General features: G+C 68.4%; 25 protein-coding genes and 1 tRNA gene. 13 read left to right on the top strand and 13 right to left on the bottom strand.

What is annotated here, in order from left to right; all coding sequences use genetic code 11:
- Positions 1–79 precede the first annotated feature (79 nt).
- Complete coding sequence (locus GQ57_RS18205) at positions 80–748, top strand: O-methyltransferase (protein WP_034198631.1); 669 nt, start codon at positions 80–82, stop codon at positions 746–748.
- Positions 749–898: 150 nt separating this feature from the next.
- Here the strand turns inward: GQ57_RS18205 and GQ57_RS18200 are convergent, their stop codons facing one another.
- The 4 genes from GQ57_RS18200 to GQ57_RS18185 form a co-directional block, all read right to left on the bottom strand.
- Positions 899–1,714 carry a nucleotidyltransferase domain-containing protein gene (locus GQ57_RS18200; protein ID WP_034198605.1) on the bottom strand — a complete coding sequence of 272 codons (816 nt, stop codon included), beginning with the start codon at positions 1,712–1,714 and terminating at the stop codon, positions 899–901.
- Between the two features lie 56 nt (positions 1,715–1,770).
- Entirely contained in the window at positions 1,771–2,994 is a 1,224-nt protein-coding gene (locus tag GQ57_RS18195; RefSeq protein ID WP_031399052.1) for an RtcB family protein, read from the bottom strand.
- A gap of 78 nt (positions 2,995–3,072) precedes the next feature.
- A complete protein-coding gene (locus GQ57_RS18190; RefSeq protein ID WP_031399051.1) occupies positions 3,073–4,212 on the bottom strand; it encodes a slipin family protein in 1,140 nt (379 codons plus the stop codon).
- A gap of 257 nt (positions 4,213–4,469) precedes the next feature.
- Positions 4,470–4,541: transfer RNA gene (locus GQ57_RS18185), tRNA-Cys, on the bottom strand.
- A 336-nt stretch (positions 4,542–4,877) separates the two neighbouring features.
- Here GQ57_RS18185 and rtcR point away from each other — a divergent pair.
- Positions 4,878–6,497 carry an RNA repair transcriptional activator RtcR gene (gene rtcR / locus GQ57_RS18180; RefSeq protein WP_031399050.1) on the top strand — a complete coding sequence of 540 codons (1,620 nt, stop codon included), beginning with the start codon at positions 4,878–4,880 and terminating at the stop codon, positions 6,495–6,497.
- Between the two features lie 153 nt (positions 6,498–6,650).
- On the top strand, positions 6,651–7,088 hold the full coding sequence (locus GQ57_RS18175) for an SUKH-3 domain-containing protein (RefSeq protein ID WP_235215082.1): 438 nt from the start codon (positions 6,651–6,653) through the stop codon (positions 7,086–7,088).
- Between the two features lie 25 nt (positions 7,089–7,113).
- Here the strand turns inward: GQ57_RS18175 and GQ57_RS18170 are convergent, their stop codons facing one another.
- Positions 7,114–7,704: a nuclear transport factor 2 family protein gene (locus GQ57_RS18170; protein WP_034198604.1), complete on the bottom strand. Its 591-nt coding sequence runs from the start codon at positions 7,702–7,704 to the stop codon at positions 7,114–7,116.
- A gap of 128 nt (positions 7,705–7,832) precedes the next feature.
- Here GQ57_RS18170 and GQ57_RS18165 point away from each other — a divergent pair, with 128 nt between their 5' ends.
- Complete coding sequence (locus tag GQ57_RS18165) at positions 7,833–8,375, top strand: MarR family winged helix-turn-helix transcriptional regulator (RefSeq protein ID WP_031399047.1); 543 nt, start codon at positions 7,833–7,835, stop codon at positions 8,373–8,375.
- Between the two features lie 19 nt (positions 8,376–8,394).
- Here GQ57_RS18165 and GQ57_RS18160 read toward each other — a convergent pair whose 3' ends face one another.
- Positions 8,395–9,606, bottom strand: coding sequence for an IscS subfamily cysteine desulfurase (locus GQ57_RS18160; RefSeq protein WP_034198603.1), 1,212 nt, complete (start codon positions 9,604–9,606; stop codon positions 8,395–8,397).
- A gap of 252 nt (positions 9,607–9,858) precedes the next feature.
- On the opposite strand from GQ57_RS18160, the gene GQ57_RS18155 reads away from it, so the two are divergent.
- The 4 genes from GQ57_RS18155 to GQ57_RS18140 all read left to right on the top strand — a co-directional run bounded on the left by GQ57_RS18155 (position 9,859) and on the right by GQ57_RS18140 (position 13,120).
- Positions 9,859–10,407, top strand: a complete 549-nt coding sequence (locus GQ57_RS18155) for a flavin reductase family protein (RefSeq protein WP_034198602.1) — start codon at positions 9,859–9,861, stop codon at positions 10,405–10,407.
- Between the two features lie 36 nt (positions 10,408–10,443).
- The gene (locus tag GQ57_RS18150) at positions 10,444–11,922 is read left to right on the top strand and encodes a 4-hydroxyphenylacetate 3-hydroxylase family protein (protein ID WP_031399044.1); all 1,479 of its coding nucleotides are present in this window, start codon (positions 10,444–10,446) and stop codon (positions 11,920–11,922) included.
- A gap of 50 nt (positions 11,923–11,972) precedes the next feature.
- Positions 11,973–12,359 carry a hypothetical protein gene (locus GQ57_RS18145; protein ID WP_034198601.1) on the top strand — a complete coding sequence of 129 codons (387 nt, stop codon included), beginning with the start codon at positions 11,973–11,975 and terminating at the stop codon, positions 12,357–12,359.
- 71 nt (positions 12,360–12,430) lie between these two features.
- Positions 12,431–13,120: a DUF2848 domain-containing protein gene (locus GQ57_RS18140; RefSeq protein WP_031399042.1), complete on the top strand. Its 690-nt coding sequence runs from the start codon at positions 12,431–12,433 to the stop codon at positions 13,118–13,120.
- Between the two features lie 36 nt (positions 13,121–13,156).
- Here the strand turns inward: GQ57_RS18140 and GQ57_RS18135 are convergent, their stop codons facing one another.
- A complete protein-coding gene (locus GQ57_RS18135; protein ID WP_031399041.1) occupies positions 13,157–13,918 on the bottom strand; it encodes a class I SAM-dependent methyltransferase in 762 nt (253 codons plus the stop codon).
- A gap of 14 nt (positions 13,919–13,932) precedes the next feature.
- Entirely contained in the window at positions 13,933–14,559 is a 627-nt protein-coding gene (locus GQ57_RS18130) for a LysE family translocator (protein ID WP_034198600.1), read from the bottom strand.
- 171 nt (positions 14,560–14,730) lie between these two features.
- Here GQ57_RS18130 and GQ57_RS18125 point away from each other — a divergent pair, with 171 nt between their 5' ends.
- The 3 genes from GQ57_RS18125 to GQ57_RS18115 all read left to right on the top strand — a co-directional run bounded on the left by GQ57_RS18125 (position 14,731) and on the right by GQ57_RS18115 (position 17,169).
- The gene (locus tag GQ57_RS18125; protein ID WP_031399039.1) at positions 14,731–15,531 is read left to right on the top strand and encodes an AraC family transcriptional regulator; all 801 of its coding nucleotides are present in this window, start codon (positions 14,731–14,733) and stop codon (positions 15,529–15,531) included.
- Positions 15,532–15,656: 125 nt separating this feature from the next.
- Entirely contained in the window at positions 15,657–16,076 is a 420-nt protein-coding gene (locus GQ57_RS18120) for an ATP--cob(I)alamin adenosyltransferase (RefSeq protein ID WP_034198629.1), read from the top strand.
- 100 nt (positions 16,077–16,176) lie between these two features.
- The gene (locus GQ57_RS18115; RefSeq protein ID WP_034198599.1) at positions 16,177–17,169 is read left to right on the top strand and encodes a LysR family transcriptional regulator; all 993 of its coding nucleotides are present in this window, start codon (positions 16,177–16,179) and stop codon (positions 17,167–17,169) included.
- A 153-nt stretch (positions 17,170–17,322) separates the two neighbouring features.
- On the opposite strand, the gene GQ57_RS18110 is transcribed toward GQ57_RS18115, so the two are convergent.
- Complete coding sequence (locus GQ57_RS18110; RefSeq protein WP_031399036.1) at positions 17,323–18,231, bottom strand: LysR substrate-binding domain-containing protein; 909 nt, start codon at positions 18,229–18,231, stop codon at positions 17,323–17,325.
- Between the two features lie 108 nt (positions 18,232–18,339).
- Between GQ57_RS18110 and GQ57_RS18105 the strand changes: the two genes are divergently transcribed.
- A complete protein-coding gene (locus GQ57_RS18105) occupies positions 18,340–19,422 on the top strand; it encodes a tartrate dehydrogenase (protein ID WP_034198598.1) in 1,083 nt (360 codons plus the stop codon).
- 222 nt (positions 19,423–19,644) lie between these two features.
- On the top strand, positions 19,645–20,955 hold the full coding sequence (locus GQ57_RS18100; RefSeq protein ID WP_031399034.1) for an MFS transporter: 1,311 nt from the start codon (positions 19,645–19,647) through the stop codon (positions 20,953–20,955).
- A 75-nt stretch (positions 20,956–21,030) separates the two neighbouring features.
- Here the strand turns inward: GQ57_RS18100 and GQ57_RS18095 are convergent, their stop codons facing one another.
- The 4 genes from GQ57_RS18095 to GQ57_RS18080 form a co-directional block, all read right to left on the bottom strand.
- On the bottom strand, positions 21,031–21,825 hold the full coding sequence (locus tag GQ57_RS18095) for a polysaccharide lyase family 7 protein (RefSeq protein WP_034198597.1): 795 nt from the start codon (positions 21,823–21,825) through the stop codon (positions 21,031–21,033).
- Between the two features lie 345 nt (positions 21,826–22,170).
- Positions 22,171–22,668 (bottom strand): shikimate kinase, encoded by a 498-nt coding sequence (locus GQ57_RS18090; protein WP_034198596.1) that lies wholly within the window; start codon positions 22,666–22,668, stop codon positions 22,171–22,173.
- Between the two features lie 210 nt (positions 22,669–22,878).
- On the bottom strand, positions 22,879–24,213 hold the full coding sequence (gene argG, locus GQ57_RS18085; RefSeq protein ID WP_031399031.1) for an argininosuccinate synthase: 1,335 nt from the start codon (positions 24,211–24,213) through the stop codon (positions 22,879–22,881).
- Between the two features lie 315 nt (positions 24,214–24,528).
- Positions 24,529–25,599: an FUSC family protein gene (locus GQ57_RS18080; RefSeq protein WP_031399030.1), complete on the bottom strand. Its 1,071-nt coding sequence runs from the start codon at positions 25,597–25,599 to the stop codon at positions 24,529–24,531.
- Between the last annotated feature and the right edge of the window lie 57 nt (positions 25,600–25,656).

Genomic DNA, 25,656 nt, shown 5'->3' with positions numbered 1-25,656 from the left:
CCATCCTTAGAACGAATGGTTTGTTGCTTATGGCAAGACCATGCATAAAATGGCATTTTCCGCAAACAAGGGGTACTCGATGAGTCAGGATCATTGGAACCAGGTGGATGCGTATTTCTCCGCGACGCTCGTGCCGACCGACGACGCGCTCGACGCCGCGCTGGCGGCGAGCGATGCGGCCGGGCTGCCCGCAATCAATGTCGCGCCGAACCAGGGCAAGCTGCTGCAGCTGCTCGCGACGATCCGCGGCGCGCGCCGGATCCTCGAGGTCGGCACGCTCGGCGGCTACAGCACGATCTGGCTCGCGCGGGCGTTGCCGCCGGGCGGCACGCTCGTGACGCTCGAGCTGGACCCGGGCCATGCGGAGGTCGCGACGCGGAGCATCGCGCGCGCCGGGTTTGCGGAAGCCGTGACGGTGGTGGTGGGCAGCGCGAAGGAGAGCCTCGCGCGGCTCGTCGAAGCCGGCGAGGCGCCGTTCGATTTCATCTTCATCGATGCGGACAAGGACAACAACCCGGTCTATCTCGAGGCCGCGCTGAAGCTGTCGAAGCCCGGCACGGTGATCGTCGTCGACAACGTCGTGCGCGGCGGGCGCGTGGCCGATCCGGACAATCGCGACCCCGATGTGGTCGGCGTGCGCGACGGGTTCGCGCTGCTCGCGGCCGCACGGAACCTCACGACCACCGCCGTGCAGACGGTCGGGCAGAAGGGCTGGGACGGCTTCTCGATTTCGATCGTCGGCGCGTAACGCGGCGCGGCGGCGCACGCGGGTGGTCGTGCGGCGCGCTTCTCGCGATGCTGCCCGGCGTGCGGGGCCGGACGCCGCCGTCAGGCCGCGGCCGGGCCGGCCCGGATGCGCGAACGGCGCGACGCCCGCAGGCGCCGCGCCGCGCGCCGTTCATCGGCCGTCGACCACGTCGCGCAGGAAGGTGTCGAGCATCGACACGTCGCCCCACGGCCGCTTGTATTCACGATCGTGTTCGGCGTCGGCGAGCATCGTCTCGACGAGCGCGTGGATCGCCGGCCGGCGCGCTCCGTACTCGCTTTCGTTCGCGCTCATCTTCAGCGCGAGCAGCGCATCGAGTTCGGCGCGCACCGCCGGCTCGTGCACGGTGCCCGCGACGAGATCCGCGAAGCGCATCGGCGGCATCCCGAGCCCCGAGTCGATCCAGCGCACCGCGAGCAGCGGCCGCAGCACGTACAGGTACTTCTTGTAACGCACCGTGTCGCCTTGCAGGTAGCCGCGAAAGTTCTTCTTCGCCATCGCGAGGTAGTGGTGGCGCCCGCGCATCGGCGAGAAGAACGCCGCCGCCAGCGTGCGCAGCCGCGGCGCCCAGCGCGCATCTTCGCGATACACGACGGGCGAGTCGAGCCATTCGAGCAGCGTCGGGTTCGAGCGGTGCAGCAGTTGCAGCGCCTTGCGCAGCTCCCAGCCGCTGACGTCGAGCTCGTCGTCGAGCGGCCGCTCGATTACGTCGCGTTGCGGTTCGACGCCGAGGTACCAGTCGCGCCGGTGCGCGTAGACGAAGCGCACGTCGTAGTCGCTGTCCGGCGACGCGAATCCCCAGCCGCGGCTGCCCGATTCGCAGGCGAACAGCACGTGCACGTCGTGGCGGCGCTCGACGTCGGCGAGTTCCGCCATCACGCGCGCCCGCACGTCCGGGTCGACCGGATGCGCGCTGCGCACGGCGGCCAGTGTCTTGTCGGTTTTCATGATTGTCGTATTCCTTTTCGTTGCGCGCGGCCGCCGGCCTTCGGCCGCGCACCGCGCTATCCTTTCACGCACACCACCTGGCGCAGCGTGTGCACCACTTCGACGAGGCTGCGCTGGGCCGCCATCACCGCGTCGATGTCCTTGTAGGCCATCGGGATTTCGTCGACGACGCCCGCGTCCTTGCGGCATTCGACGCCCTGCGTCGCCTTGACCTGGTCGTCGGCCGTGAAGCGGCGCTTCGCTTCGGTGCGGCTCATCGTCCGGCCCGCGCCGTGGCTGCACGAGCAGAAGCTTTCCGGGTTGCCGAGCCCGCGCACGATGAAGCTCTTCGCACCCATCGAGCCCGGAATGATCCCGAGTTGCCCCTTCTGCGCGGACACCGCGCCCTTGCGCGTCACGAGTACGTCTTCGCCGAAGTGGCGTTCGCGCTGCACGTAGTTGTGGTGGCAGTTCACCGCGTGTTCGTCGACCGTGAACGGCTTCGCGATCACGCCGCGCGCCGCGCCGATCACCGCATCCATCATGGCCTGCCGGTTGCGCCGCGCGTAGTCCTGCGCCCAGCCGACCGCCTCGACGTAATCGTCGAAGTGCCGGCTGCCCTCGGTGAAATATGCGAGGTTGCGATCCGGCAGGTTCGCGATGTGCTGCCGCATGTCGGCCTGCGCGAGTTCGATGAACAGGCTGCCGATCGCGTTGCCGACGCCGCGCGAGCCGCTGTGCAGCATGAACCACACGTGGTCCGCCTCGTCGATGCACACTTCGATGAAGTGGTTGCCGGTGCCGAGCGTGCCCAGGTGCGCATAGTGGTTCGTCTTTTCCAGCTTCGGATACTTGTCGACGATCCGCTGGAAGCGCGGCTGCAGCGACTGCCACGATTCGGTCACGGCTGCCGGCGTGCGGTCGCCCCACGCGCCCGGATCGCGGCGACCCGGCGCGCGGCCGTGCGGCACCGCGCGTTCGATCGCGCCGCGCAGCCCCGCGAGCGAATCCGGCAGGTCCGACGCACGCAGCGTCGTGCGGGCGGCCATCATCCCGCAGCCGATGTCGACGCCGACCGCGGCCGGAATGATCGCGCCCTTCGTCGGGATCACGCTGCCGATCGTCGAACCCTTGCCGAGGTGGACGTCCGGCATCACCGCGACGTGGCGGAAGATGAACGGCATCTGCGCGGTGTTGCGCAGTTGCGCGCGCGCTTCGTCCTCGACGGCGACGCCTTGCGTCCACATCTTCACCGGCTTGCCGTTCGCCAGTTCCATCACCTGGTAATCCATGTCACTCATTTGCTTCACCTGATTCATTCAGTCATTCAGTCATTCATTCGTCCGGCCCGGCGCATTTGCGCCGCGCCGTGTCGTCCGTCAAGCGCCCTTGATGCTGACGAGTCCGTTCAGCACCTGGTCGAGACCGCCGAACACCGAGATGCGGTCGATCCGTTCGGCCACGCGCTCGAGCGTTTCCAGCTCCTTGAGCCGCAGCGCGGTCGGGTTTTCTTCCATCACCTTCGCGGTGTTCAGCAGCGAACGCGTGGCCGCCGTTTCCTCGCGGCGGCGAATCACGTTCGCCTGCGCGGCCTTTTCCGCCTCGACCACCTGCGCGAGGATCGTCTTCATGTCGCCCGGCAGCACGATGTCCTTCACGCCGACGCTGCGCACGTCCACGCCCGACCGGTCGAGGCGTGTGCGCACCTGCGCGATCACGACGTCGTCGAGCGACTGCTTGTCCTCCAGCAACTCGTCGAGCGAGCGCGTGCCGACGGCGGCCCGCAGCGCGAACTGCAACTCGCGATACAGGTGTTCGACCGGCTTCTGCAACTGGCCGAACGCATGCAGCACGTCCGCATAGCACCACGTCGCCGACAGGTTCAGCCGCAGCGCGACCTTGTCGCGCGTCAGGATTTCCTGCCCGCCGACTTCGATCGCCTGCAGGCGCAGGTCGACGAGTTCGACCGCGACGTCGCGGTTGAAGCGCCAGAATGCCGACGTGCCCGCATCCAGCAGCCGCTCGATCTTGCCGTCGATCTTCAGCACGCCGACGTGGTATGCCGGCACCTGCGCCAGCAGCACGCCCGTCAGGCCCGCCACGCCGCGCGCACGCAGCGCCGGCTGCGCGATACGCTTCACGAGCGCGGCCGGCAGCATGCTGCCCTGCGCGAGATCGACGCGCTCGAGACGGTGCGCGGTCAGGCCGCGCCAGTACAGCCGGCGCGTGCCCGGCGGCAGGATCTCGACCAGCACGTCGTCTTCGTAGCGCAGGCCCGCTTCGTCGTCGGCGAGATCCATCGCGACGAAGTGGCGTGCCAGCACGTCCTGCGCGTCGTGACGCAGGTAATCGGCCAGCGCCGCGTCGGCGAGCGGCGCGTCGAGACGCGCGGCCTGCACCGACAGGCGCTTGAACGGATCGAAGGCCTTGAACACGCCCGGTTCCAGCACCTTCACGAAATCGCCCTCGTTCATCAGCAATGCGCGTTCGTTCTTTTTCACTACATGTCGCATCCACATATTCTTGTCCTTTTCTTCGATGACCGCCGGGTGACGCGCATCGTGCGGATCGCGGTGCGACGCAACCGGGCGGGCGGCGCGCCGGCCTGCGTCGACGTGCACGGCGACGCATTCTGCATCGCGTCGTCGTGCGCATTCGCGCGGGCCGTGCGGCCGCCCGGCCGATCGCGCGGAACCGCAACCGGTCCGACGCGCGGCGGGCCTCGCGGCCCGCACCGGCGGGTACTGCTTTCATTGAGAGGCTGCCCTTGCGGACAGCGTTCGAGCGGGATTCGAACCCGCTACACGCCGGCTTGCGCCGGCTGCTCTACCAATTGAGCTATCGAACAATGGGCGCCCCGGGATTCGAACCCGGGCGAAGTTCCAGTACGCACCCGTTTGCCTTCGTCTGCCCATGGCGGCATGCGCGACCGCGACGAACCAGGTTCGGCGGCGGCGCACCAGCAGGGCTTGTTGAACCCTGGCTCGCGGGCCAGCGGGACATCCGGCGCTTTCTATATAGCGAGGAGCGTGCCAGCGGGCGGTTTTTCTCTCGAATAAATTCTCAAATCGTTGAAAGTAAAGGGGAAATTATTTCTTCTGATGGGCGGCGCATGAATGTCGGGGTGAGATGATGTCCGGAAAATCCGATACAATCCGATCGTCAATTATCTTGTGGGATAAACATGCGCAAGACCGTCGCGATCGGTTTTCTCGGCACGGTGCTCGACCAAGGCGGCGGCTCGCAGCGCCGCTGGCGCAACTGGCGGCCGACGATCTCGCTGTGCGAGCAGCGCGACACGCCGATCGACCGGCTCGAACTGCTGCATTCACCGGACTTCGCGCGCCTCGCGAACCGCGTGAAGCAGGACCTGGAGCGCGTGTCGCCGCACACCGACGTGCGGCTCGTCCCGCTCGAGATTCGCGATCCGTGGGATTTCGGGGAGGTCTACGCGACGCTGCACGATTTCGCGCGCGCCTACCCGTTCGATCTCGATCGCGAGGAGTACCTGATCCACATCACGACGGGCACGCACGTCGCGCAGATCTGCTGGTTCCTGCTGGCGGAAGCGCGCTACCTGCCCGCGCGTCTCGCGCAGACGGCGCCGCCGCAGAAGACCGACGAGGGGCCGAGCGGTCCCGGCACGATGTCGGTGATCGATCTCGACCTGTCGCGCTACAACCTGATCGCGCAGCGCTTCACGCGCGAGCGCGACGAAACGGTGTCGTTCCTGAAGGCGGGCATCGCGACGCGCAACGCGCGCTTCAACGCGCTGATCGAGCAACTGGAGCGCGTGGCAGTGCGGTCGCGCGCGCCGATGCTGCTCGTCGGGCCGACGGGCGCCGGCAAGTCGTTTCTCGCGCGGCGGGTGTACGAACTGAAGCGCGGCCGTCATCGGCTCGCGGGGCCGTTCATCGAGATCAACTGCGCGACGCTGCGCGGCGACGCGGCCATGTCCACGCTGTTCGGCCATGTGAAGGGCGCATTCACGGGTGCGCAGTCGGCGCGCGCGGGGCTGTTGCGCGCGGCGGACGGCGGGCTGCTGTTTCTCGACGAGATCGGCGAACTCGGGCTCGACGAGCAGGCGATGCTGCTGAAGGCGATCGAGGAGAAGCGCTTCCTGCCGGTGGGCGCGGACGCCGAGGCGAGCAGCGATTTCGAGCTGATCGCGGGCACGCATCGCGACCTGCGGCAGATGGTGGCGGCCGGCACGTTCCGCGAGGATCTCTACGCGCGGATCAATCTGTGGACGTACACGCTGCCCGGGCTGGCCGAGCGTCGCGAGGACATCGAGCCCAACCTCGAATTCGAGCTCGACCGTTTCGGCCGCGAGCAGGGCGAGCAGGTGCGTTTCAACGTCGAGGCGAAGCGGCGCTATCTCGCGTTCGCGGCGTCGCCGCGTGCGGCGTGGCCCGGCAACTTCCGCGAGCTGTCCGCGTCGGTCACGCGGATGGCGACGCTGGCCGATGCGGGGCGGATCACCGAAGCGCTGGCCGAACAGGAAGTCGAACGGTTGACGCACACGTGGTCGCCGCCGGGCGGCGCGGGCACGTCCGACGCATGCGTCGACGCGGTGTTCGGCGCGCGTGCCGAGGAACTCGACCTGTTCGATCGCGCGCAGCTCGAACGCGTGCTCGACGTGTGCGGCGCGTCGGCAAGCCTGTCGGAAGCCGGGCGCACGCTGTTCGCGGTATCGCGGCAGAGCAAGAAGCAACCGAACGATGCGGACCGGCTGCGCAAGTATCTCGCGCGGTTCGGGCTCGACTGGGAGGGGGTGAGGGGCGCGCTCGACGCGTTGCGGTGACGGGCGCACGATGCGTGCGCTGCGTCGGACGTGCAGGCTCATGCGTACGGTATCGTGCGCGCAAATTTCAGGAGGGTGGTGGTGGTCGTGATTCCTTCGTCGGTCAGATCGCTGTTTGCCGATTCGGGTTGGCGTGGCGATTCCGGTTGCCGCATGTCATCCGGCAATGGCGAACATCCGGGGGATGCCATCCTGCGCGAATTCGGCGGGCTGGTCGTGGGCGCTGCCGGCAACGGGCAAACCTGCGCGCGAATGGGGCTCGCATTTCATGCGCTGGCGCGCAAGGATCGCCAGATCGACGCGCGGGAACAGGCGCTCGGGACGACGATGATCGGCTTCGCCGAGGACGATCTCGGGTACGCCGAGTTTTATGCCGATGCGCAGGGCCGTGTGTTCTCGACCAATTGCGTGGTCGACGGCGTGTATCTGTGCGGATTCACGTTCGGCGAAGCGGTCGAGCGCACGCTGCTCGGGCGCGTCTCGGTTCCGCTATTGCTCGACGACCGGGCAACGATTGCCTGTTACGGCGAGGATCTGACGATCGACGATCCGCGCGTGATGACGGTCGGTCGGCTCCTCGGCCGCACGTGATGCGGCGACGCGCTCCGGCCGTGTTTCAACCGGCCGCCGCTGCCGCCGCCTGCCGGAACGGCGCCAGGAATGCCCATTCCGGCTGCGCGGACGCGACATCCGCCAGACCGCGCGCAAACGCGTGCGGCGGCAGCCACGGATATCCGAACGCCGCGTGCAGCGCATCGAGTTTCGTCGACGCCGGATCGTCGATCGTATCCATCCGTTCGATATGAATGTGCAGCGCGGCAATCCGCGCGACGCCTTCGTCGTCGCCCGTGAACTGCCAGCGGTACGTGCCGTGCCCGATCCGCAACGCGCCGTTGTCCTTCTGCCGCATCACGACGAGCCACGGCATCCCGCTGACGCCGTGCGGGTCGACGTCGGGTTCCGTGCAAACGTAATAGGTGCGGCACCGCTCGAACCGTTCGCCGAATTCTTCTACCAGCGTGCGTGCAATCGCGGCCGCGCCCGTCACGCGCGGCGGAAAATCGATATCGTCGTTCGCGAGCGAAAAGCTCAGTTGGGCATCGGCCGCGAAGCAGTCGGCGATCAGCGCGGGCCGGCTCAGGTCCTTGGCGCGCAGATAGCATTCGAGCAGCGCGCGAACCGGGGCGGGATGAAGCGGGAAGGGCATGGACGAGCCTCCAGTATCGGGAAATCGGGGCACACGCGCCGGCCGGGCCTGGCCAGGGGCGCATGTGCCTTTGCCGTATAATTTCGTTTCAAAGCTAAATCCGCATGACCGTACGGAGCGTCGAAGTCATGGCCAAGCAGCAAGAGGAGTCCGTTCTGACCATTACCAACCCGGCCTGCCTGATCGACGGCACGGACACGGAATTCCGTCACCTGATCAACGGGCTGCTGCCGTTCGCGGCCCGCCTGCTGTCGGTGCGCGACGGCTTCGGCTCGTTGATGGGCCTCACCGGCATCCAGTATTCGCTGCTCGTATCGGTCTCCCACCTGTCGCACGACGACGTCGTGACCGTCAACCGCCTTGCCGATCACCTGCACCTGAGCGGCGCATTCGTCACGATCGAGACCGGCAAGCTGAAGAAACTCGGCCTGATCGACAAGCGGTCGGACCCGGACGACAAGCGCAAGATGCGGCTCACGGTCACGCCGGCCGGCTCGAAGCTGCTGAAGACGCTCACGGACACGCAGCAGCGCATCAACAACGTGCTGTTCGAGGGCGTGACGAAGACCGAATTCAAGGCGCTCTGCTCGGTGATCGACCGCCTCGTCGCCAACGGCGACCGCGCGACGCTCGACCTCTCGCACCTGATCGCGCGCCGGGAAAAAGGCTGACGCGCGGCGGCCGCCAGGTTCAGTGCGCGGCCCATTCGATCGTATTCAGGTCGACCCCTTCGAGATGCATGTCCCACAGCGGGCTCAGTTCGCGCAGCTTGCCGACCGTGTCGCGCACCTGCGCGATCACGCTGTCGATTTCGGTCTCGGTCGTGAAGCGGCCGAGCGTGAAGCGGATCGAGCTGTGCGCGAGCTCGTCGCTGCGGCCGAGCGCGCGCAGCACGTACGACGGCTCCAGCGACGCCGACGTGCACGCGGAGCCTGACGATACCGCGACGCCCTTGATCCCCATGATCAGCGATTCGCCTTCGACGAAATTGAAGCTGACGTTCAGGTTGTGCGGAATCCGGCGCGCGAGGTCGCCGTTCACGTAAACCTCGTCGAGCGTCGACAGGCCGGCCAGCAGCCGGTCGCGCAAAGCGCCGACGCGGCGGCTTTCCTCTTCCATTTCCTGTTTCGCGAGCCGGAACGCCTCGCCGATGCCGACGATCTGGTGCGTCGGCAGCGTGCCCGAGCGCATCCCGCGTTCATGGCCGCCGCCGTGCATCTGCGCTTCGATCCGCACGCGCGGCTTGCGGCGCACATACAGCGCGCCGATCCCCTTCGGGCCGTACACCTTGTGCGCGGTCACCGTCAGCAGGTCGACGTTCAGCGCGTTCACGTCGACCGGAATCTTGCCGGCCGCCTGTACGGCGTCGCAGTGGAACACGATGCCGCGCGCGCGGCACAGCGCGCCGATCTCGGCCACCGGCTGGATCACGCCCGTTTCGTTGTTCGCGAGCATCACCGACACCAGGATCGTATCGGCGCGCAGCGCCTGCCGCACCGCATCCGGATCGAGCAGGCCGTCCTCGCGGACGTCGAGATACGTGACCTCGAAGCCCTGGCGTTCGAGTTCGCGGCACGGGTCGAGCACGGCCTTGTGCTCGGTCTTCACCGTGACGAGATGCCGGCCCTTGCCGCGGTAGAAGTGCGCGGCGCCCTTGATCGCGAGGTTGTTGCCCTCGGTCGCGCCGGAGGTCCAGACGATTTCGCGCGGGTCGGCGCCGAGCAGCGCGGCGACGTGTGCGCGCGCTTCCTCGACGGCCTGCTCGGCGTCCCAGCCGTAGCTGTGGCTGCGCGAGGCCGGATTGCCGAACTGCTCGTGCAGGAACGGCACCATTTTCTCGACCACGCGCGGATCGACGGGCGTCGTCGCGCTGTAGTCCATGTAGATCGGACGGGATTGCATCGATAAGACTCCGGATGGCGGCGCTCGCGCGGAGCGCAAAGCCCGGGGAACAGGGTAGCCGCAGTGTACGTGGACATTCGGAGGCCCCGCGCAACATCCATCCCGCCAGTAGGGTTGTCTTTCAAACAAAGCTTTCAAGGTCAGGGTTTACGACAGCTTGAACCTGCCTTTGTGTTTACATTTAATAAAAGCTAAATAACAAAGCTAAATAACGGTGCTTTGTTGGGCCGGTTCCGGTGGCGGAATCCGGCGATGCAACCCAGGGAGGACGAGATGAGCGAGAACCATGGCGGAGCCGGCGCGGCCGCCGACGAGCAGCGGCGCTTTCGCGCCGCGCTGTCGATGTTCGCGACGGGCGTCGCGGTGATTACCGCACCCCGCAAGGAGGGGATGCCGATCGGCATCACGGTCGCGTCGTTCAATTCGGTGTCGCTCGATCCGCCGCTGATCCTGTTCTCGGTCGACCGGCGCAGCCTGAGCCTCGGCGATCTGGCGGACGCGGGCGGCTACGCGGTCAACGTGCTCGACGAGACGCAGCAGCACCTGTCGAACTGCTTCGCGAAGGCGAACGGCGACAAGTGGGGCTGGCGTGCCGGCGCGACCGACGACGACGGCGCCGTGCTGCTGCCGGATGCACTCGCGACGTTCGAATGCGAACCCTATGCGCAATACGACGGCGGCGACCACGTGATTTTCGTCGGCCGCGTAACGCGGCACCGCGCGCGCTCCGAAGGGCGCCCGCTGATCTTCTTCGGCGGCCGCTACCGCGTGCTCGACGGCCCGTGTGCGCCGTCCGCCTGAATGCAACCCACGCTTCACTCCACCCACGAGGACATCATGATCAAGAACGGGACTCAGCACATCGCGTCGCTGCGCGACGGGCGGCAGGTCTACCTGAACGGCCAGCCGGTCGGCGACGTGACCGCGCACGCGGCATTCCGCAACTCGATCCGCAGCTATGCGAGCCTGTACGACTACCAGGCCCGCGACGAGAACGTCGGGAAGATGACGTTCGTGTCGCCCGATTCGGGCAACCGCGTCAGCCGGATCTGGCAGTTGCCGACCTCCTATGACGAACTCGTCGAGCGTCGTGCCGCGCTGGAAGCGTGGTCGGAGCTGCATTACGGCTTCATGGGCCGCTCGCCCGACCACGTCGCGTCGTGCCTGGCGGGGATGGTCATGGGCGCCGACGTGTTCGAGCAATACGATCCGGCGCGGGCGGGCGCGCTGCGCGACTACTTCCGTTATGCGCGCGACAACGACCTGTTCCTGACCTACGTGATCGTGAACCCGCAGGCGAACCAGTCGAAGGCCGCGCACGAGCAGGAGGACAAGTACCTCGCGGTCGGCATCGTCGACCAGGATGCCGAAGGCATCACGGTGCGCGGCGCGAAGATGCTCGCGACGAGCGGCATCATGGCGAACGAGGTGTTCTGCAGCTGCATCCAGCCGCTGCGCGAGGGCGACGAGATGTACGCGCTGTCGTTCGCGGTGCCGATGAACGCGAAGGGCATGAAGATCCTGTCGCGCAAGTCCTACGAGGAGAACGCGACGTCGGTGTTCGACAACCCGCTGTCGAGCCGCTTCGACGAGAACGACGCGGTGCTGTATTTCGACGACGTGAAGGTGCCGTGGGAGCGGATCTTCGTTGCCGGCAACACGGCGATGTGCGCGAAGCAGTTTCATGCGACGCCCGCGCACGTGTACCAGAACTACCAATGCCAGGTGCGCCTGATGACGAAGCTGCGCTTCCTTGTCGGGCTCGGCCTGAAGATCTCCGAGGTCAACGGCACGAACGCGTTCCCGCAGGTGCGCGAAACGCTGGGCCAGCTCGCGGCCGAAGCGTCGATGGTCGAGGCGTGGGTCTACGGGATGGAGGCGAAGGGCACCGTCGTCAACGGCTTCTACGTGCCCGACCGCAACATGCTGTACGGCTCGCAGGTGGTGACGCAGCAGCTCTATTCGAAGGTGCTCAACACGCTGCGCGAGCTTGCCGGCGGCGGCATGATCATGCTGCCCTCCAGCGTGCGCGATTTCGAGAACCCCGACCTGCTGCGCATCATCGAGAAGACGCAGAAGTCGCCCGTGTGCTCGTCGGAAGAGCGCGTGAAGTTCTTCAAGCTCGCGTGGGACGCGGTCGGCTCGGAATTCGCGTCGCGCCACAACCAGTACGAACTGTTCTACGCCGGCGCGTCGTTCGTCACGAAAGGGCATGCGTACCGCACCTACGACTGGCAGCGTGCCGCGCATCTCGTCGATTCGATGCTCGGCAGCTATTCGCTCGACCAGGAACTGTCGACGCCGCGCGCCGCCTGACGCGCGGACGCGCCCCCCACCTTACCCGCTATCGCATCCAGGAGAGACAGATGGCCATCAACAAGCTTCACGACGAATTCCATACGCTGGACATGCAGCGCGACTGGCAACTGCCGGAAGGCTATGACCCCGCATCCGGCGCGCAGGAGCTGATCCTGTCCGGCGCGCTCGACCCCGAGCGCAAGCGCGGCAGCCGCACGCGCCTGCTGCGCCTGCCGGCCGGGCTGCACACCAGGAAGCCGTTCGTGCATGACTACTGGGAAGAAGTGTTTCTCGTCGAGGGCGACCTGACCGTCGGCAACGACGAGCACGGTAATGGCGGCACGCCGTTCAAGGGCTACACGTACGCGGTGCGCCCGCCGGGCGCCTGGCACGGCCCGTTCAAGTCGAACGGCGGCTGCGTGCTGCTGGAGATCCACTACTACGACCCGGCGTGAGCCCGGCCGATCGACGACACACGGCGGGCGCGGCGCATTGCGCGCGCGCTGCCCGCGACGAGGAGCATTCGATGAAAACCATCACATTCGCGATCGACGGTCGCGACGGCCGCACCGAGCGCGCGATCGCGATCGACACGCTCGTGATCGCGGGCTGGACCGGCCGCGACACGGTCGCCATGGAGCGGCACATCCGCGAGCTGGAAGCGCTCGGCGTCAGGCGTCCGGCGACGACGCCGGTGTTCTATCGCGTCGCGGCCGACCGCCTCGACCCGTCGCCCGCGATCCAGGTCACGGGCGGGCAGAGCAGCGGCGAAGTGGAGTTCGTGCTGGTGCGCGACGGCGGCGAGACCTTCGTCGGCATCGCGTCCGACCACACCGACCGCGAGGTCGAGACCTACGGGATCACCGTGTCGAAGCAGATGTGCGGCAAGCCGTGCGCGAACACGCTGTGGCGCTTCGACGACGTGGCCGGCCACTGGGATCGGCTCGTGCTGCGCGCGTACGCGACGATCGGCGGCGAGCGCGTGCTGTATCAGGAAGGCGGCGTGACCGCGATGCGTGCGCCGGACGATCTGCTCGCGCAGTTCGCGCGCCACGACGGCCGCTTTGCCGACGGCACCGCGATGCTGTGCGGCACGCTGGCCGCGATCGGCGGTATCCGGCCGGCCGAGCGGTTCGAGGTCGAGCTGGAGGATCCGGTGCTGGGCCGCACGCTGCGGCATGCGTATGCGGTGGATACGCTGCCGGTGGCGGGCTGACGGCGCGCTTGCGCGAGTATGCGCGCCCGCGCGCACTCAGGCGCGGCAGATCGCGATGATCTCCGCGCTGGTCGCTTCGTCGAACGGCGCGCGCTGCCAGTCGCCGCGCCAGTCGGCCGATGCGAATCCGGCCGCGGCCACGCGCCGCTGCAATTCGGGCTGCGCGATGAAGCGCAGCCGGCTGGCGTGCGTCAGCAGCGTATCGTCGCGACGAAAGCGGTAGTGCGAGTCGAACGTCACGAGCGCGCCGTCGACCGCGCGCACCGCCTGCTGGAGTTCGACCACGCCGGATTCGAGCGATTCGACGCTGCGGGCCGGATGCGCGGGCGTCCATGTCCGCCACGGCGCGCCGCGTGGATTGCGGGTCTCGAACAGGAAGCGGCCGCCGTCGGCGAGCACGCGCCGCACGCCGCGCAACGTCGCGTCGATGTCGTCGTCGGTCAGCAGGCACTGGAATGCGTGCCCGGTCATCACGACCGCATCGAACTGTGCGTCGGGCGGCAGGCCTTGCAGATCGCACGCGTGCCAGCGCACCGCGTCGGCGCCGGGCTGGCGTCGTGCGTACTCGATCATCGCCGCTGCCGGGTCGATCGCGACGACCTCGTGCCCGGCCGCCGCGAGCCGGCGCGCGAAGATGCCGGTGCCGCAGCCGAGATCCAGGATGCGCTGCCGCGCGTCGCCGATCTCGGCGGCGTAGAACGCAAAGTCGCGATCGCCCGCGTTGAACAGGTCGTAGACCGCGACGAGGCGCGGATCGGTATAGAGGGCTTCGCCTGCGGGCGTTGCGGGGGATGTCATCCGGTTGCTCCTTGTCAGCGCTGCTGCACGGCCACGCGCAGCCCGAGCGCGATGAAGATCGAGCCGACGATCCTGCCCTGCCAGCGCGTGAGCCACGTGAGCCGCTTCACGATGCGGCCGAGCGGGCGGACCGAGCACGCGATCAGGGTCGTGTAGAGCGAACTGAGCACGACGAAGATCAGCCCGAGCACCGCGAACTGCACGAACGTCGAGCCGCGCTCCGGATGCACGAACTGCGGCATGAACGCGAGGAAGAACAGCGCGGTCTTCGGATTCAGCACTTCGGCGGGAATGGCCTGCAGGTATGCCTTGAGCGGCGTGACGGGCGGCACGTTCGGCAGCGACGGATCGGACGGCTTCTCCAGCAGCGCGCGCACGCCGAGATAGAGCAGGTACGCGGCGCCCGCCAGCTTCACGACGTTGAACGCGAGCGCCGAGGTCATCAGCAGCGCGGACAGCCCGACGGCCGCGAACAGCATATGCACGAAGTCGCCGCTGGCGACGCCGAGGCCGGTCAGGACGCCGGTCTTGCGCCCGCCCTGCACGCTGCGGCTCAGCACGAGCAGCACGGCGGGGCCGGGGATCAGGAACAGGCCCAGGACGACGGCCGTGAAGGTGGTCAGCGTGGTCAGGTCGAACATGGCGGCTCCGGCAGGTGGGCGCGGCGGCGGGGGATCGGGGCATTGTATTCGGTTCGGTACGCGTCTGCTTTTGCTGCCCGCGAACCGACCGGCCGCGCCGCCCCCTTTCTGGTATAAGCACGAAGGGACGCCCCGGCAGGGCGTCCGGCCTTTTCCATCGTCGACCGTTTCATGCGCAAGCTTCCACCGACCACCGATCCCGCAGCGGATGACGAGGTATTCCACGTGCCGCGGCCGCTCGTCGTGTTCGGCGGCTCGGTCGTCGAGCCCGAATGGCGGCTGGAGCGGCACAGCCATCCGCAGGCGCAACTGCTGTACACGCTGAGCGGCGTCGTCTATTGCGAGATCGACGGCGGCGTGTGGAGCGCGCCGCCGCAATGCACGGTGTGGATTCCGGGCGACGTTCCGCATGCGGCGCGCGGCTCGGCCGGCGCAACGTTCTACGCGGTGCTGGTCGAGCCCGACGCCGCGCTCGACCTGCCCGCGCGCTGCTGCACGCTGTCCGTGTCGCCGCTGTTGCGCGAGCTGCTGCTGAAGGCGGCGAGCTTCCCGAACCTGTACGACGTCGACGGGCCGCAGGGGCGGCTGATGGCGACACTGCTCGACGAGCTCGTCGCGGCGCCGGTCGAGGATCTGTACCTGCCGATGCCGTCCGACCGCCGGTTGCGCAAGCTGATCGACCACCTGCTCGACGATCCGGCCGACAAGTCGCCGCTGTCCGAGCTCGCGCGGCGGGTGGGCATCAGCGAACGCAGCCTGACGCGGCTTGCGGCCAGGGAGCTCGGGATGAGTCTCGGCGACTGGCGCCGGCGGCTGCACGTCGCGCTGTCGCTGCGGATGCTGACGACCGGGCGCCGCGTGCACCAGATCGCGATCGATCTCGGCTACGAGAGCGCGAGCAGCTTCGTGACGATGTTCCGCAAGGCGACCGGCAAGTCGCCGACGCAGTTCCTGACCGACCGGCAACGCTGAACCTTGCAGTGCGCGCCGCCCGTCGGACGCGATTGGCCGGATTGAAAAAGAGGTTGGCCGGGACGAGAAATGACGCGACGGGTGTCGGTTCATAAAATGAGAATTGTTCTCAATTGGAGGCCGACATGCAGATCGTCACGACTGAATTCCCGTTTGTCTGGTTGCGTTACAGCGGTGCGGCGCCCACCGATCCCGCTTGCCTGCTCGCCGAACTCGACGCGTTGCTCGCGCGCCGCGAGCGCTTCGTGCTGCTGACCGACGACGCGCCGTCCGGCGACGATCGCGGCGCCGACGATCACGAACTGCGCAAGCAGCTCGCGAAGTGGAGCAAGGCCAACCGCGCGCAGTCGCGCGAGTGGATCCCCGCGATGATCGCGATCGAGCCCGACGCGTCGCGGCGCGTGGCGCTCGACGCGTTCTCGGATGCGTTCGAGAAGGTCTGGGGCTACCCGCTGAACGCGGCGGCCGACCGTGACGACGCGCTGGCGCTCGCGCAGCGGCTGCTCGCCGAGCCCGCGCGCGGCCTCGCGGCGGCGAACGCGTAAGCCGGCGGCCGCGCCGGCCGCGCGGCTGTCGCCGACGTCGACACGCAGGCACGGCGCGCGCATGCGCGCCGTGCCTGCGGCTACCACGCAGAGGTGTCCGGTGGACAATCCGATCCGCACGATGCGCATCTTCACGCGCATCGTCGAAATGAACAGCTTCACGCGCGCGGCGCAGGCGCTCGGCATTTCGCGCGCGACCGCGACGCGGACCGTGCAGGAGCTCGAAGCGGCGCTCGGCACGCCGTTGCTGGTGCGCACGACGCGCGCGCTGCGGGCGACGCCCGAAGGCGACGCGTATTACCGGCGCTGCGTGAGCATCACGGCCGACGTCGACGAGCTGGAGGCCAGCATTCGCGGCGCCGCGCGGCATCCGAGCGGGCCGCTGCGCGTCGAGCTGCCGGTGTCGGCGGCGGCCGCGATCGTGCTGCCGGCGCTGGATGAATTTCATGCGCGGCATCCCGATCTCGTGCTGATGCTGAGTGAGGCCGGGCGAGCGGGCGAGCGTGTCGGCGACGCGATCGACTGCAGCATCCGGCTCGGCGCGCTACTCGATTCGTCGCTCGTCGCGCGCCGTCTCGGCACGCTCGAACGCGTGACGTGCGCGAGCCCCGCGTATCTCGACCGCTTCGGCGTGCCGCGCACGCTCGACGCGCTCGCTGCGCACCGCGCGGTCGGCGGCGCGCTGGTGTCCGGCCAGCACGCGGCCGAACTGGAATTCGTCGTGGACGGGGGCGTGCGCAAGGTCCGGCTCGGCAGTATCGTCGGCGTGGACGACGAACAGGCGTATCTCGCGTGCGGCGTGCACGGCGTCGGGCTGGTCCAGCCGACGCGCATCGCCGCGCAGCCGCTGATCGACGCCGGACGGTTGCGCGAAGTGCTGCCGGAGTGGCGGCCCGAGGCGGTTGCGGTGTCGGCCGTCTACGTGAAGCGTCCGCATGTGTCGCCCGGCGTGCGCGCGTTCGTCGACTGGATCGCCGAGCGTTTCGCGCAGGCCGCGCAGGCGCACGAAGCGCGCGTGACGGCGGGGGCGCGGCCGGCGCCGCAGGCCCTGGCGGCGGTCGAGCGCGACAGCAAGCTGGTGGAGGCGGCCTGACGGGGGCGGCGTGATGCCGATATTCCGGCGATTTCCGGACGAATTCGCCGGAATACCGGCGTGCCGCATCGGCGGGGATATCGTGCGGCATCCCACGGCGGGCTGACGCGCCCCGCCGGCTGCATCGCGGGCGGTCGCCTTCCCGCAGCCTTTTCAACCGCCCAACTCATCCGCCAGAAAATCGACGAACGCGCGAATCCGCGCGGACATCTGGTGACGCTGCGCATATACCGCGTAGATATCGGCGCCCGGCGTTTCATGGTCGGGCAGCACGACCACCAGGCGGCCGTCGGCGAGATAGTCGCGCAGATCCCATTCCGCGCGCATCAGGATCCCGTGCCCGTCGAGCGCCCATTTCACCGCGATCTCGCCGTCGTTCGTCGTCAGGTGGCCGTTGATCCGTACGGCCTCCGTATGGCGCGCGGCGCCGCGCCCGCTCGTCAGGCGCCACACGCCGTAGCTCTCGTCGCCCTGCCGGATGGCGATGCAGTTGTGCCGCGTCAGGTCGTGCGGCGTGCCGGGCACGCCGTGCCGCGCAAGGTACGCGGGCGCCGCGCACAGCAGCCGGCGGTTCGGCGCGAGCCGCCGCGCGACGACGCGCGTATCGGGCGGCTCGCCGAAGCGGACGCACACGTCGAACGCGTCGTCGGTGAGCGGCGGCGGCATCACCGACAATTGCAACTGCACCGACACTTCCGGGTAGCGCGCGACGAAGCGCGAGATCGCGGGGCCGACATGGCTGCGCCCGAACCCGAGCGTCGCGTTCACGCGCAGCAGCCCCTTCGGGCGCTGCTGCGCGCTGCCGAGCAACTCGCCGAGCTCGTCCATCTGATCGAGGATCCGGCGTGCGTAGTCGAGATACACGTCGCCCTCGGGCGTCAGCATCATCCGCCGCGTCGTGCGGTTGACGAGCGTCACGCCCGCGCGCCGCTCCATCTGCGTGAGCCGCTTGCTGACGGCCGCCGCGGTCAGGCCGAGTTCGCGCGCCGCCGCGCTCAGGCTGCCCGACGCGGCCAGCGTCGAGAAGAAGCCGAGATCGCCCGGCTGCACGGTATCCGTCATGACGGGATTCGTGAATTAAAGTTAAAGATGCCTTGAGTATAGCCCCGGTTTCTACACCGCCGGTTCGGTAAAGTGCGTTCACGCTCACGATCATTCGAGGATGTCCGCATGAAGACCTACCGTATCGCAACGATCCCCGGCGACGGCATCGGCAAGGAAGTGGTGCCGGCCGGCAAGCAGGTGCTGGAAGCGCTGGCGCGCGGCAGCGACCGCTTCGCGTTCGAGTTCGAGGATTTCGACTGGGGCGCCGATTACTACCGTGCGCACGGCGCGATGATGCCGGCCGACGGCCTCGACGCGCTGCGCGGCAAGGACGCGATCCTGTTCGGCTCGGCGGGCGACCCCGACGTGCCCGATCACGTGACGCTGTGGGGGCTGCGCCTGAAGATCTGCCAGGGCTTCGACCAGTACGCGAACGTGCGCCCGACGCGCATCCTGCCCGGCATCGACGCGCCGCTGAAGCGCTGCGGGCCGGACGACCTGAACTGGGTGATCGTCCGCGAGAACTCCGAGGGCGAATACGCGGGCGTCGGCGGCCGCGTGCACCAGGGCCATCCGATCGAGGCCGCGACCGACGTGTCGATCCTCACGCGCGCCGGCGTCGAACGCATCATGCGCTTTGCGTTCCGGCTCGCGCAGTCGCGGCCGCGCAAGCTGCTGACCGTGATCACGAAAAGCAACGCGCAGCGGCACGCGATGGTGATGTGGGACGAGATCGCGAAGCAGGTCGCGCAGGGATTCCCCGACGTGACGTGGGACAAGGAGCTCGTCGACGCGGCGACCGCCCGCATGGTGAACCGGCCGGCATCGCTCGACACGATCGTCGCGACCAACCTGCACGCGGACATCCTCAGCGATCTCGCCGCCGCGCTCGCCGGCAGCCTCGGCATCGCGCCGACCGGCAACCTCGATCCCGAGCGCCGTTATCCGTCGATGTTCGAGCCGATCCACGGCTCCGCGTTCGACATCATGGGCAAGGGGCTCGCGAATCCGGTCGGCACGTTCTGGTCGGTCGTGATGCTGCTCGAGCATCTCGGCGAAACGGAGGCGGCCGCGCGCGTGATGCGCGCGATCGAGGCCGTGACGGCGGACCCGTCGCTGCACACGCGCGATCTCGGCGGCAGCGCGACGACCGCGCAGGTGACGGCGGCCGTCTGCGAGCGCGTCGCGCACGCGGCGGTCGCGGCCTGACGATCGGCACGACGATGCGCATGCGCCCGCGCGCCGCGACGCAGCGGCGGCGCGTGCGCGCAACCGGAAGCCGGCCGCCGCGCGTCGCCCGTTCGCCGTTCCCCGGTTTCGATGCCCGCGACTCGCGCGTCCGACGCGAGCCGGGCGCCGGTCCGCCCGTTTCGGGCGGCGCCGGCGAGTGTTGACAGACAGAGCACGGCTCGACCTCGAAGGAGGAGACACATGCAAGCGGATCTCGAAACCCGCGTCGCGCGGAAACTGATGTGGCGCATCATCCCGTTCGTGATGCTGCTGTACTTCGTCAGTTTTCTCGACCGCGTCAACGTCGGCTTCGCCGCGATGACGATGAACAAGGCGATCGGCCTGTCGCCGACCGCGTTCGGCTTCGGCGGCGGCCTGTTCTTCATCGGCTACTTCCTGTTCGAAGTGCCGTCCAACCTGATCCTTCACCGGGTCGGCGCGCGCCTCTGGATCGCGCGCGTGATGATCACGTGGGGCCTCGTGTCGGCGGTGTCCGCGTTCGCGACGGGGCCGACGAGCTTCTACGTGCTGCGCTTCCTGCTCGGCGTGGCCGAAGCCGGCTTCTTCCCCGGCATCATCCTGTACCTGAGCCTGTGGTTTCCCGCGAAGCAGCGCGCGGTGGCCGCCGCGTGGTTCATGGCGGCCGCGCCGATCTCGACGGCGATCGGCTCGCCGCTGTCGGGCGCGATCATGCAGATGCCGCCGCTGTTCGGGCTCGCCGACTGGCAGATGCTGTACATCGTCGAGGCGTTGCCGGCGGTCCTGCTCGGCTTCGTCGTGCTGAGGCGCCTGACCGATTCGCCGTCGAAGGCCGCGTGGCTGCGGCAGGACGAGCGCGACTGGCTGATCGCGAAGCTGAAGGCCGAGGCCGAGCTGCGCCACACGCATGCCGGGCATACGGCCGGCGCGTGGCAGGCGCTGCGCGACCCGCGCGTGCTGGCGCTCGCGCTGATCTACTTCGGCACGTCGGCCGGGCTGTATACGCTCGGATTGTGGGCGCCGCTGATGGTCAGGCAGTTCGGCTTCACCGCGCTGCAGACGGGCCTGCTCACCGGCATCCCGAGCGTGGCCGCCGTCGTCGCGATGATCGCGTGGGCGCGCCATTCGGATCGCAGCGGCGAGCGCACGTGGCACGTCGTGATCCCGTGCGTGCTCGCGTGCATCGGCTTCGTGTTCGCGGGGCAGGCGAGCACCGCGCTGCTGACCGTGCTCGCGCTGGTCGTCGTCAACATCGGGATCAGCGCCGCGAAGGCGCCGCTCTGGGCGATGCCGAGCGCGTTCCTGTCCGGCGCCGGCGCGGCCGCGGGCATCGCGATGATCAACTCGATCGGCAATCTCGGCGGGTTCGTCGGGCCGTTCGCGATCGGCTGGCTGAAGCATGTGACGGGCGGGTATGCGGCGGGGCTCTACGTGGTGGCCGGCACGCTCGCGGTGTCGGCGGTGGTCACGCTGATGCTGAGCCGGAAGGCGGCGACGGACGCCGTCGTGCCGGGCGTGCGGCGTCACTCGTAGGCGCGGCGTCGAGGCCGCGCCGCCGGGCCGGCGCGCATCGCGTACCGGCCCGGCGTCATGCGGCGCGCCGCGCGCTCAGCCGTGCGTCAGCGTCAGCGCGTAGAACTTCACGACGGTGCCGGGCGTGGTCAGCGGCGTGCCGGACACGGCCGTCTGGTCGTAGTCGCCCGCCTTGAAGTAGAAGCTCTCGCCGTCGAAGCTCGAATCCATCGTGAAGGTCTTGCTCGTGCCGTTCGCCGTGACGGTGATCGTCGTGCCGCTCAGGCTCAGCGCATAGCTGAACTTCTGGCCGACGCCGACCGTCGTGATCGGCGTGATCGTCGACTTGCCGCCCTGGTTGGTGCTTTCGAGCAGCAGCTGCACGACGCCGCCGGACGTGAACTGCAGCTCGCACAGCGGCTTGCTCGGGCCGCTGCCCTGGAAGATCTGGCCGATCGTCGTGTGGTCGGGCACCTGCGTGACGGCCACCGTCGCGTTCAGCCGGTTCGTGCCGGAGGTCGGCCAGATCGCGTTCTCGCGCAGCTCCGTGCGTGGATGCTGCGAGCCGGACGTCGTCCAGCCCTGCGTCGGGTCCATCATCACCATCGAGCCGTCGCCGGCGTCCGTGTAGAAGTAGGTGGGGTTCACGTAGCCGCCGGCGAGCGACGAACCGCTCACCGTGTCGACCTTGCCGGACGAGCCGGTCGGCAACTGCAGCGTGAACGGCGCAAGGTTGAAGTTGGAGCCGGGCGGGTTCGACTGGCTGAGCGCCATCGCGGTGGTTTGCGCGCGGGCGGCGGCGGCCGGGCCCAGCGGATCGTCGCCGCCGCAGGCGGACAGGCACGCAACGGACAGAACGGCGGCGACGCACGGGATGATCTTGTTCTTCATGGTGTCTCTCTGATGGTCCGTGGCGGGGCGCCACGTTGTGGATAACGTTTTCCTGTTCGAGCGCGCGATCATCGAAATGAGATCGGGTTCCCGTAGAAAGCACTCCAAAATACAGAAAGCAGGTGTGACTCGGCAGCGGATGGAACTATGCGGAAAGCGAGAAATGCTGGAGCTTTCGGTCGGCTTTCCAGGCGTCTGGATAGACCGGCCGGAAACGATCCTAGCAAGAAGTGCTGCAAGAGTAAACGTTTTCCTATCGGAGTAGCGTCGCGCCTTGCTGCGGGGGCAAGGCAGGCACGATTCGTCTGTCGGCGCGAAGTGCGCGTGCGGGCGCGGCCGCAGGCGTCATGATTTCGTCGCTGCGACGTGCTGCGCGATGCGGGCCGCACAAGCGTCGGGCGTCGCATCGGACGTATCGAGCACCATCTGGCTGAATGGCCGCGACGCATAGCCTTCGCGATACATCTCGGCGATTCGGTTCCGCTCCCAGTCCGTCAGCGCGCGCGCGCCGCGATTCGACGACGCGATCGCTTCGGGCGGCGCGAGCGTCACGACGAACAACCGCGCGTCACGGGCGTCGCAGGCGGCGCGCAGCCGCTCGAATTCCGTGTCGCCGATCGGATAGGCGACGACCAGATGACGCTCACGCGCGTTCGCGATCTGCGTGACGAGACGTTCGAGCGCGATCGCCCACTGCACGTCGAACGGTGCGTCTTCGGGCGCATCGTGATCGTCGCCGTCGATGAAGCGCGCATCGGGCAGCACGCGTGCGAGCGCGCGACCGATCGTCGTCTTGCCGCTGTTGATCGGGCCGTTCAGGTGGATGACGGTCAGGGTGGTCATGGAGCGGTGGTGGAACCGGAGGACTCGCAGCTTGCCATGGCTGGCGCGGCGGTGCAGTGCCGTTGGCGCGTCACGCGGCGTGATGCGACGGCGGGAGGGAAAGCGGAAAGGCGGGGGAGCGGCAGGCTGCGTGCGCGAAGCGGATACGCCCGCACGGCCTGCCCCGCCGTGCCGCATCGAGCGATGCGGCACGGCGTCGAACGAGGCGACTTACTTGTCGTCGCCCTTGATCTGCGGCAGCGCCGATGTTTCGCCCGGCGTCAGCAGGCCGACTTGCGAATACACGCGCAGCTTGTCGCGCGTATCGGTGATGTCGAGGTTGCGCATCGTCAGCTGGCCGATCCGGTCGCGCGGCGAGAACGTCGATGCCACCTTCTCCATCGACAGGCGTTCCGGCTGGTACGTGAGGTTCGGCGACTTCGTGCTCAGGATCGAGTAGTCGTTGCCGCGGCGCAGTTCGATCTTCACTTCGCCGGTGATCGCGCGCGCGACCCAGCGCTGTGCGGTTTCGCGCAGCATGATCGCCTGCGGGTCGAACCAGCGGCCCTGGTACAGCAGGCGGCCGAGACGGCGGCCGTTCTCGCGGTACTGCTCGATCGTGTCTTCGTTGTGGATGCCGGTGACGAGACGCTCGTACGCGATGTACAGCAGCGCGAGGCCCGGGGCTTCGTAGATGCCGCGGCTCTTCGCCTCGATGATCCGGTTCTCGATCTGGTCGCTCATGCCGAGGCCGTGGCGGCCGCCGATGCGGTTCGCTTCCAGCAGCAGCTCGACCGGGTCCGTGAACTCCACGCCGTTCAGCGCGACCGGCTGGCCGGCTTCGAAGCGCACCGTCACTTCTTCCGCGGCGATCTTCACGTCGTCGCGCCAGAACGCGACGCCCATGATCGGGTTCACGATCTTGATGCCGCTTTCGAGGCTTTCGAGATCCTTCGCCTCGTGCGTCGCGCCGAGCAGGTTCGAATCGGTCGAGTAGGCCTTCTCGGCCGACATCTTGTACGCGAAACCGGCCTGGTTCATGAATTCCGACATTTCGGCGCGGCCGCCGAGCTCGTCGATGAACGTCTGGTCGAGCCACGGCTTGTAGATCTTCAGATCCGGGTTCACGAGCAGGCCGTAGCGGTAGAAGCGCTCGATGTCGTTGCCCTTGTACGTGCTGCCGTCGCCCCAGATGTTGACGCCGTCTTCCTTCATCGCGGCGACGAGCATCGTGCCCGTCACGGCGCGGCCGATCGGCGTCGTGTTGAAGTACGTGACGCCGGCCGTCGTGATGTGGAATGCGCCGCTTTGCAGCGCCGCGATGCCTTCGGCGACGAGCTGCGCGCGGCAGTCGATCAGGCGGGCGCCGGCCGCGCCGTATTCGATCGCGCGTTTCGGGATCGCGTCGTAATCGTCTTCGTCGGGCTGGCCGAGGTTCGCCGTGTATGCGTACGGGACGGCGCCCTTGAGTTTCATCCAGTGCAGCGCGGCGCTGGTGTCCAGGCCGCCGGAGAAGGCGATACCGACCTTCTGGCCGGTCGGGAGGCTTTCGAGAATCGTGCTCATAGGAATTACCGTGGATTGAAGCCGGTGGGATCGTATTTCGCGGAATATGCGAGTATCGGCTGTCCGGGAGGTTGGGGCAAGGGTTGATTTTCGCGCAATTTCGCGCGGCGGCCCGTCGCGACGGGCCTGGCGGGCGATCGACCGGGCGGCGAACGCGGCGCGGATCGACGCGAAAGGGCGGCGGAAACCGGCGCGGCCGGCCGGTTTTCCGGGGCGGGATCGGTCGGCGCGCGCGAGGGCGGCAGCCGGGATCGCGTCCCGTTCACCGGAAAGCAATATGAAAGAATGACGGCGCGACCCGCCATGCCGTGCGCGTCAGATATTCCACGCCCGCGCGGTATCGAGCAGCTTCTCGCGCAACTGATCGACTTCGCCGGCCAGCTTGGCCGTGATCGACACGTACCCGGACAACTGCGGCGGCGGCGCGTCGTGCGGCGGATCGGCCGGCCGGCGGCGCGGCGCGAGTCGGGCGGGCGTGCCGGACTTGAGCGCGCGGCTCGCGCCGACCAGCGTGTCGCGGATGCGCCGGTTGACGCCCTTCATCCCGATCCGCATGTATTCGCGGGCCGCGAGATCGTCGCGGGCCGGCAGCGCGCCCGACAGGATCTCCAGATAGCCGATGCACAGGCGCAGGCTGCGCTGGATCGCCTCGAGCTGCGCCATCGACGTCTCGCACTCCTTCGACACCGACGGCATCAGCGAGCGCAGCTGCACGAGCAGCGCGCTCAGCGCGGCCATGTCCTTCAGGTGCGCGTCGTCGCTCACGGGGCGGTCGCCGGCGAGCCGCGCATGCACGGCCGCGCACGCGCGCAGCGCGTCGGCGAGCTTGTAGCGCCACGAGTAGGTGGCGTAGAGCGGCAGCGCGAACGAGAACGCCAGCGCGATCGCGATGCCGGCCAGCACGTTCACCGCGCGCCACAGGCCGTCGACGATCTCGTTGTCGCCGTGCCCGGCGACGATCACCATCGTGATCGCCGACAGCAGCGCGATGTAGCCGGCCTTGCCGATCGCGTGATACGCGCAGAAGCCGCAGGCGATCGCCATCAGCAGATAGATCGCGAGCGGCGCGTGCACGACGGAATACAGCAGGATCAGCCCGAGCCCCGCGAGCGCGCCGATCGAGGTGCCGAGCGCACGCTCGGCCGCCTTCTTGCGGATGTTGCCGTGGTGCTGCAGCCCGCCGACGACGATCAGCACGGTGATCGTCGACCACTCGCCGTGCGGCACGTTCAGGCCGCTGGACAGCGCGATCGACGCGAGAATCGCGAGCGCGACGCGCGCCGCGTGGATCAGTTTCGCGTGCCGGTAGCGGCGGTACGGGTCGAGCAGCGGGCGGAGCGCGTTGCGCAGGAGCGGCGGCAGCCGGGCGGGGAGCGGGGTGGTCATGACGGAGCAGGGGTGGCCGGAGCACGCAGGGCGGCCCGCGCGGGCCGGCGCCGCGCC

It is taken from the genome of Burkholderia sp. MSh2, assembly GCF_000731655.1.
Taxonomy (GTDB): domain Bacteria; phylum Pseudomonadota; class Gammaproteobacteria; order Burkholderiales; family Burkholderiaceae; genus Burkholderia; species Burkholderia paludis.
This window is presented reverse-complemented; position numbering and strand designations above follow the sequence as displayed.

What these genes read in the sequence shown, in the direction of transcription:
- GQ57_RS18205 (WP_034198631.1), top strand. Translation starts at nt 80, where the DNA reads ATGAGTCAGGATCATTGGAACCAGGTGGATGCGTATTTCTCCGCGACG.
- GQ57_RS18200 (WP_034198605.1), bottom strand. Translation starts at nt 1,714, where the DNA reads ATGAAAACCGACAAGACACTGGCCGCCGTGCGCAGCGCGCATCCGGTC.
- GQ57_RS18195 (WP_031399052.1), bottom strand. Translation starts at nt 2,994, where the DNA reads ATGAGTGACATGGATTACCAGGTGATGGAACTGGCGAACGGCAAGCCG.
- GQ57_RS18190 (WP_031399051.1), bottom strand. Translation starts at nt 4,212, where the DNA reads ATGTGGATGCGACATGTAGTGAAAAAGAACGAACGCGCATTGCTGATG.
- rtcR (WP_031399050.1), top strand. Translation starts at nt 4,878, where the DNA reads ATGCGCAAGACCGTCGCGATCGGTTTTCTCGGCACGGTGCTCGACCAA.
- GQ57_RS18175 (WP_235215082.1), top strand. Translation starts at nt 6,651, where the DNA reads ATGTCATCCGGCAATGGCGAACATCCGGGGGATGCCATCCTGCGCGAA.
- GQ57_RS18170 (WP_034198604.1), bottom strand. Translation starts at nt 7,704, where the DNA reads ATGCCCTTCCCGCTTCATCCCGCCCCGGTTCGCGCGCTGCTCGAATGC.
- GQ57_RS18165 (WP_031399047.1), top strand. Translation starts at nt 7,833, where the DNA reads ATGGCCAAGCAGCAAGAGGAGTCCGTTCTGACCATTACCAACCCGGCC.
- GQ57_RS18160 (WP_034198603.1), bottom strand. Translation starts at nt 9,606, where the DNA reads ATGCAATCCCGTCCGATCTACATGGACTACAGCGCGACGACGCCCGTC.
- GQ57_RS18155 (WP_034198602.1), top strand. Translation starts at nt 9,859, where the DNA reads ATGCAACCCAGGGAGGACGAGATGAGCGAGAACCATGGCGGAGCCGGC.
- GQ57_RS18150 (WP_031399044.1), top strand. Translation starts at nt 10,444, where the DNA reads ATGATCAAGAACGGGACTCAGCACATCGCGTCGCTGCGCGACGGGCGG.
- GQ57_RS18145 (WP_034198601.1), top strand. Translation starts at nt 11,973, where the DNA reads ATGGCCATCAACAAGCTTCACGACGAATTCCATACGCTGGACATGCAG.
- GQ57_RS18140 (WP_031399042.1), top strand. Translation starts at nt 12,431, where the DNA reads ATGAAAACCATCACATTCGCGATCGACGGTCGCGACGGCCGCACCGAG.
- GQ57_RS18135 (WP_031399041.1), bottom strand. Translation starts at nt 13,918, where the DNA reads ATGACATCCCCCGCAACGCCCGCAGGCGAAGCCCTCTATACCGATCCG.
- GQ57_RS18130 (WP_034198600.1), bottom strand. Translation starts at nt 14,559, where the DNA reads ATGTTCGACCTGACCACGCTGACCACCTTCACGGCCGTCGTCCTGGGC.
- GQ57_RS18125 (WP_031399039.1), top strand. Translation starts at nt 14,731, where the DNA reads ATGCGCAAGCTTCCACCGACCACCGATCCCGCAGCGGATGACGAGGTA.
- GQ57_RS18120 (WP_034198629.1), top strand. Translation starts at nt 15,657, where the DNA reads ATGCAGATCGTCACGACTGAATTCCCGTTTGTCTGGTTGCGTTACAGC.
- GQ57_RS18110 (WP_031399036.1), bottom strand. Translation starts at nt 18,231, where the DNA reads ATGACGGATACCGTGCAGCCGGGCGATCTCGGCTTCTTCTCGACGCTG.
- GQ57_RS18105 (WP_034198598.1), top strand. Translation starts at nt 18,340, where the DNA reads ATGAAGACCTACCGTATCGCAACGATCCCCGGCGACGGCATCGGCAAG.
- GQ57_RS18100 (WP_031399034.1), top strand. Translation starts at nt 19,645, where the DNA reads ATGCAAGCGGATCTCGAAACCCGCGTCGCGCGGAAACTGATGTGGCGC.
- GQ57_RS18095 (WP_034198597.1), bottom strand. Translation starts at nt 21,825, where the DNA reads ATGAAGAACAAGATCATCCCGTGCGTCGCCGCCGTTCTGTCCGTTGCG.
- GQ57_RS18090 (WP_034198596.1), bottom strand. Translation starts at nt 22,668, where the DNA reads ATGACCACCCTGACCGTCATCCACCTGAACGGCCCGATCAACAGCGGC.
- argG (WP_031399031.1), bottom strand. Translation starts at nt 24,213, where the DNA reads ATGAGCACGATTCTCGAAAGCCTCCCGACCGGCCAGAAGGTCGGTATC.
- GQ57_RS18080 (WP_031399030.1), bottom strand. Translation starts at nt 25,599, where the DNA reads ATGACCACCCCGCTCCCCGCCCGGCTGCCGCCGCTCCTGCGCAACGCG.